The 6,408-nt window shown below is 65.2% G+C and carries 7 protein-coding genes; all 7 read left to right on the forward strand.

The window, feature by feature from the left end:
• Positions 1-198 precede the first annotated feature (198 nt).
• Positions 199-1,428, forward strand: a complete 1,230-nt coding sequence (locus A3CW_RS0138985; RefSeq protein WP_081772016.1) for an ABC transporter substrate-binding protein — start codon at positions 199-201, stop codon at positions 1,426-1,428.
• Between the two features lie 85 nt (positions 1,429-1,513).
• A complete protein-coding gene (locus A3CW_RS0138990) occupies positions 1,514-2,725 on the forward strand; it encodes an ABC transporter substrate-binding protein (protein WP_081772017.1) in 1,212 nt (403 codons plus the stop codon).
• A 28-nt stretch (positions 2,726-2,753) separates the two neighbouring features.
• Positions 2,754-3,626, forward strand: a complete 873-nt coding sequence (locus A3CW_RS0138995) for a branched-chain amino acid ABC transporter permease (protein ID WP_028208375.1) — start codon at positions 2,754-2,756, stop codon at positions 3,624-3,626.
• Positions 3,627-3,631: 5 nt separating this feature from the next.
• The gene (locus tag A3CW_RS0139000) at positions 3,632-4,621 is read left to right on the forward strand and encodes a branched-chain amino acid ABC transporter permease (protein WP_051482016.1); all 990 of its coding nucleotides are present in this window, start codon (positions 3,632-3,634) and stop codon (positions 4,619-4,621) included.
• Positions 4,608-5,348: an ABC transporter ATP-binding protein gene (locus tag A3CW_RS0139005; RefSeq protein WP_035515242.1), complete on the forward strand. Its 741-nt coding sequence runs from the start codon at positions 4,608-4,610 to the stop codon at positions 5,346-5,348. The genes A3CW_RS0139000 and A3CW_RS0139005 overlap by 14 nt, the downstream gene beginning before the upstream one ends.
• On the forward strand, positions 5,341-6,042 hold the full coding sequence (locus A3CW_RS0139010) for an ABC transporter ATP-binding protein (protein WP_028208378.1): 702 nt from the start codon (positions 5,341-5,343) through the stop codon (positions 6,040-6,042). Before A3CW_RS0139005 ends, A3CW_RS0139010 begins: the two co-directional genes overlap by 8 nt.
• A gap of 146 nt (positions 6,043-6,188) precedes the next feature.
• The coding region (locus A3CW_RS0139015) for a transposase (protein ID WP_028208379.1) at positions 6,189-6,408 on the forward strand (220 nt) is incomplete at its 3' end.

Consider the following 6,408-nt stretch of genomic DNA (forward strand, 5'->3'; position numbering starts at 1 on the left):
CAGGCTGCACACGTGCAGGCATTGGGACAAATGCCGACTTCCAGCCAGCCGAACGCCCGCTTTCCCGAAAACGAATTGTTGGCTTTGCGCGCCTGAACCACACTGGCACCTGTCCAGTGGCGCGCACAAGCGAATCAGGCGGCCGCCGCGCAGCACACTCCAAAGCACACAAAAGCCCCCAAAGGCAAAGGAGGAGACATGACGGGACCCAGGACGCAGCACGTGGGCATCGGCAAACCGGGACGCGGACGGCCCGCACCGGCGAACTTGCGCGGCGCGCTGGCGACGGCGCTGGCCATCGCACTCGCGCCGTCGTTCGCGCACGCCACGGAGTGGCGCGTGGGCGTGGAACTCCCGCTCACCGGCGCGCTCGCGCAGGCGGGCACCGAAATGTACCGCGGCATTCAGGTGGCGGCCGACATCTACAACCGGCGCCATCCGCAGGACAAGATCACGCTGGTGGCCGTCGACGACGAATCGAACCCGGCCAAGGCCGTTGCCGCCGTCGAGCAGCTTGCCTCGCAGCACGTGGTCGCGATTGCGGGCGCAGCCAATTCGAACTGCGCCGGCCCGGCTTCGGAAGCCGCGAGCAAGGCGGGACTCGTCTATGTGACGTCGGGCGGCACCAGCGATGACATGGTCACGCGCGGCCTGAAGAACTTCTTTCGCGTGAGCAACACGCCCGGCTACACGAAGGGCATGGTGGGCCTCTTCAACTCGCTGGGCGTGAAGTCGGTGGCGATCGTCTACTCGACGAAGGACGCGACGAGCGACCTCGCGAGGCAGCTCGATACGGCGCTCAAGGCGCAGGGCGTGAAGACCTTCCTGCATGCCTACGATCCCTCGATCAGCGACTTCAAGCCGCTCATCAACAAGGTCAAGCTGCAGGACAAGCCCGACGCCATGGCGATGCTCGGCTATGAGAACGACTATGTGGGCATTCTGCGCGCCTCGCGCGTGCTCAAGCCCGACCTGAAGGCGATTGCGGCGCCATGGGCGTTCGCGAGCCCGAAGATGGCGCAGTCGTTCCCCGATCTCGTGCCGAACGTGTATGGCGCGACCGTGCTCTCCTCGCCGGCCGACTACCACTCGGCGGACCAGCGCGACTTCTCCGATACGTACCAGCGGCTCTTCAAGACCGGCTCGAACTATCAGTCGCAGACGTCGTTCGTCTACGCGCAACTGCTGTTCGACGCGATCGCGAACGCGCAGAAGGCGGGCACGCTCGACAAGGGCGGTCTGGCCGACACGCTGCGCGCCACGCGGCGCGACGACACGTTCATTGGCAAGGTGGCGTTCGACGCTCGCGGCGACAACGCGAACTACGTGGCGCACATGGGCCAGTTCGCGCGCGACGGCAAGCTTGCGCTCGTCTGGCCCGCGAACTACGCAACGGCGAAACCGGTGTATCCGGGCGTGCCGTGGTAACAAAAAGATAGAACAACGAAACAGGGCGAGCGCCGCATGTGAACGGCGCCGCTGCCTATTCCCGAGACTCAGGTTTGGAGGTTCGATGGTCCGCTTCGCGACTCGCAGCAAGCCGCGCGCCCTCGTGCGCGCACTCTTTCGCATCGGCGCGGGCGCCGCAAGCGCCTGCGCGCTGCTCGCCCATACGCCCGCCGCATTTGCCGACACGCTGCCCGTGGGTGTGGAGTTGCCGCTCACCGGCTCGATGGCGCGCGCCGGCAACGCGCAGCTCGAAGGCATCCGGCTCGCTGCCGATCTCTTCAACAACGGCAGCGGCAAGCACAAGGTCGCGCTCACCGTGGTCGACGACGAGGCGCAGCCCGCCAAGGCCGTTTCGGCGGTGGAGAAGCTCGCATCGCAAGGCGTGCTCGCCATAACGGGCGGCTACGGCTCCAATTCGGTGAGCCCGGCTTCGGAAGCGGCGGACAAGGCGGGTATCGTCTATATCACCTCGGGGGCCGTGGACAGCGCGATGACCACGCGCGGCCTCAAGCACTTTTTCCGCATCGGGCCCGCATCGGGCTACTCGAAGGCCGTGGTGGGGCAGTTGAACGCCATGGGCGTGAAGTCGGTTTCGATTCTCGCCTCGACGAAGCAGGCCACCACCGACCTCAGCAACGAAGTCTCGACGCAACTGCACGCGCAGGGCGTGACGGTGACGGTGCATGCATTCGACCCGGCGATGACGGACTTCAAGCCGCTCGTGAACAAGGTGCGCTTGCAGGACAAACCTGAAGTTCTGCTGATGATCGCGTACGAGAACGACTATATCGGCATTTTGCGCGCCGCCAAGGTGCTGCGCCCGCAACTGAAAGCCGTGATGGGCGCGTGGTCCATCGTCACGCCGAAGATGACCACCGACTATCCCGATCTCGTGAACAACGTGATCGGCTGCGCGATGCTGCCGTACCCCGCGGACTTCGGTACGGCCGACGGCAAGGCCTTCGTGCAGGCGTACCAGGCCGCGTATCACAAGGAACCCGACTACCTGGCCGAATTCGCCTACGTGCAGTCGCGGCTGCTGTTCGACGCCATGGCGCGCGCCGCCGACGCGGGCACGCTCAAGCAGGACGGCATTGGCGCCGAACTGCGCGCGAAGCCGCACGACACGCTGATCGGCAAGGTGAGCTTCGCGCCGAACGGCGACAACCCCGCGTTCCTGAACAACATGGCGCAGATCCAGGGCAACCGCATCGTGCTCGTGTGGCCGAAGGAGCGCGCCACGGGCAAGTTGAACTACCCCGCGCTGCCGTGGTAATTGCGCGCGCAACGAAGGAGGAGTCGCGATGACGGACCTGTTGCTGCAATCGCTGTATTCGGGCGTGCTCGTGGGCGGCGCTTACGCGCTCGTCGCGCTGGGGCTCGCGCTGGTGTTCGGCTCGATGCGCATCATCAATCTTGCCCACGGCGAGCTGGTGCTGCTTGCCGCCTATATCGCCTACACGTTCGAGACGAAGCTCGGCCTGAACCCCGTGTTCGCGATTCCGGTGGCGATTCCCGTGGTCTGCGCGGCCGCCGCCGCCGCGTGGTATCTGGTTAGCCGCATCAAACGCGACCGCGAGCTGAACTCGCTGATCCTGACCTACGGCATCGGCATCGTGCTGACCAATGGCGTGCTGCTGGGCTGGGGCGCCGACGTGCACTCGACCGGCAGCGCATGGCTGCAGGACAGCGTGATGCTCGGCAACCTGCTTTCCATGCGCAGCGAAGTGCTCTCGTTCGGTATCAGCGTCGTGCTGATGCTCGCACTCTGGTGGTGGCTCTCGCGTTCGTGGTATGGCCGCGCCGTGCGCGCGATCTCCAGCAACCGCGATGCGGCGCGCCTGATGGGTATCGACCCGCGCAAGACCGAACTGATCTCGTTCATCGTGGCGGGGCTGCTCGCTTCGTGCGCGGGCGTGTCGATCTACGCGTCGAGCGCGATCCAGCCTTCCGTTGGCGAAGCGCTTACCGTCAAGGCGTTCATCATCACGGTGCTCGCGGGTGTGGGATCGATTCCTGGCGTGCTGGCAGGCGCGATGCTGCTCGGCATTACCGAAGCGCTGACCGTCACGCTCGCCAGTTCGGCGTTGCAGGAACTCGCGGGCATGCTGCTGTTTCTGCTCGTGCTCTACGTGCTGCCGAACGGCTTGTTCGGTGTGTCGAAACGAAGGGGATGAGATCGATGTCGACATTGAAAACCACAACGGCGTGGTCCAGCCCGCGTCTGGCTGCGCTCGCCGTGGCGCTGGCCGTGCTTTATGCGGGCGTGCCGCTCGTGTTCGGGCAGAACCTGTATCTGATGAGCCTGGTGGTGGCCTCGCTCACGATCGCGGGCGTGGCGCTCGCGTGGGCGCTGCTCGGCAACCTCGGCGGCATGGTGAGCTTTGGACACGCGGCGTTTTTTGGCGTGGGTTCGTATATCTCGGCACTCCTCACGCTCAAGGCGGGTTGGCCCGTGTTTCCCGCGATGCTCGCGGGCGGCGTGGGGGCGGCTGTCGCCTCGCTCGCCATGGCGCCCGCGCTGCGCCTGAAGGGGCCGTACTTCGCGCTCGCCATCCTCGCCTATGCGCAGATCTTCCGCATCATCGCAACCGAATGGTCCGATCTCACGGGCGGCGCGAGCGGCCTTTCCAGCATTCCGGGGCTGCCAAAGATCGCGGGCTTCGACTTCGGGAGCAAGAGCGGCGGCTATCTCGTCGTGCTCACGCTCGTGCTCGTGTTCGCCGCGATTTATGCGCGGCTGCGCGGCAGCCATGTGGGACTCGCGCTGCGGGCGATGCACGAGTCGGAGGACGCCACGCGCGTGGTGGGCGTGAACAGCGTGATGCTCAAGCTCGCCATGCTGATGCTTTCGGCGCTGATGACGGGGCTCGTGGGCGCATTTAACGCGCACTACATCAACTTTCTCGAACCCGATTACGCGTTCAACGCGAGCTGGGCCGTCGTGCCGATCATTGCGGCGATCTGCGGCGGCTATCGCACCATACTCGGGCCGCTGGTGGGTGCGGTGACGGTCTATCTGGTGGATCAGCTCGTACTCAAGAGCCTGCTGCCGACGGGGCACCAGATCGTGCTGGGCATCCTGCTCGTGGCGATGATCATCGTGAGCCCCGCGGGTCTGACCGCGCTGCGCTTCAAACGTACCCGGCGAGGTGTGTATGCAGCAAGCTGAACAGCCGGCGGAACTGCGCCTGCAGGACGTGTCGATCCGCTTCGGCGGCATCACGGCGGTCAACGGTGTATCGCTCTCGCTCGGCCCGCGCGACGTGGTGGGGCTGGTCGGCCCGAACGGCGCGGGCAAGACGACGCTGTTCAACGCGATTTCGGGGCTCGTGCGGCCCACGAGCGGTTCGATCCGTTTCGGCGACGTGGATCTGTTGAAAGCACCGCTCTACCGGCGCGCGCGCCTTGGCATCGGGCGCACATTCCAGGTGCCGCAGCCCATGCACGAACTCACGGTGCGCGAGAATCTGATCGTCGCGCAACGCTTCGGCACGGGGCGAGTGGACGAGGCGCGCATCGACGAAATCCTCGCGTTCCTGGGACTCGAAGGCAAGGCGCAGCGCGACGCGGCCACGGAACTCGCGCTCACCGAACTCAAGGCGCTGGAGGTGGCGAAGGCGCTCGCGACCGGGCCGAAGCTGCTGTTGCTCGACGAAGTGCTGGGGGGCCTCGAGACGGCCACCAAGCGCCGCTTCATGCAAACGCTGCTGGCGGTGCACGAGCGATACAACGTAGGCATCCTGATCATCGAGCACGATATCGAGACCGTGATGAACCTGTGCAGGCGCGTGTGCGTGCTCAACTTTGGCAAGCTGATCGCCGATGGGCCTCCTGCCGAAGTGTTCCGCGATCCCGAAGTCGTGCGCAGCTATACGGGGGAGGCGGCCCATGCTTGAGGTCAGCAGCGCCCGCGCCGGCTATGGCGCGATCAACGTGTTATGGGACGTTACGCTCAATATCGCGAGCGGCGAGGTCACGACCATCGTGGGCCCGAACGGCGCGGGCAAGACCACGCTGCTGCGCGCGATCATGGGGCTCGTGCCGCTGGAGCGCGGTCAGATCACCTTTGACGGCGCGCCGCTCGCGGGCGTGCCCACCTGGGACATGGCGCAGCGCGGCATTGCGATGGTGCCCGAAGGGCGCATGATCTTCCGCGACATGTCGATCGAGGAGAACCTGATGCTGGGCGCGTTTGCGAAGACGCGGCGCGCTGGGGCGAAAGCGCAGCTCGAGGAGGTCTACGCGCTGTTTCCGCTGCTCAAGGAGCGGCGCGCGCTGCCTGCTGGCACGCTGTCCGGTGGGCAGGCGCAGATGCTGGCGCTGGGGCGCGGGCTCATGTCGTCGCCGCAGCTCATGCTGATCGATGAGCCTTCGCTTGGGCTTGCGCCTGTGATGGTGCAGGAAGTGTTTGCGATTCTCGATCGGCTCAAGGGGGCGGGGCGCACTATCGTGCTGGTGGAGCAGAATACCAATATGGCGTTGCGGCTTGCTGATCAGGTTTATCTCATGCAGGGCGGGAAGGTTACGTTTGCTGCGCGCGCTAAGGATGTGGATGTGGAGGTGCTTCACGATATGTATTTTGCGCGGTAGCTTTTTTGTTGTGGCGCCTGGATGCTCTCGCGCTTTCTTGTGTTCGTGTCTGTATGCAGGCGTTGCCCCTGTGCGGGGCGGCACTGTAGTGGTCCAATAGTCGTGGACACCTCTAAAGGGGATAATTGCCCCAACTGAGGTGAGAGATGAGCAGACGGAACCTGACTGACGAATTCAAGGCTGAGGCGGTACAACTGGTGGTTGCGCAGGGCTATTCATTTGCCAAGGCCTGCGAGGCACTAGGCGTTGGCGATACCGCGCTGCGACGCTGGGTGGCGCAATGGCGCGCCCAGCAGGTTGAACCGCCCCGCAGCGAGGCGCAAATCCAGAGCGACCAGCGGCGCATCCGTGAGCTGGAGGCCCGTG

This window comes from Paraburkholderia nodosa DSM 21604 (assembly GCF_000519185.1).
Classification (GTDB): domain Bacteria; phylum Pseudomonadota; class Gammaproteobacteria; order Burkholderiales; family Burkholderiaceae; genus Paraburkholderia; species Paraburkholderia nodosa.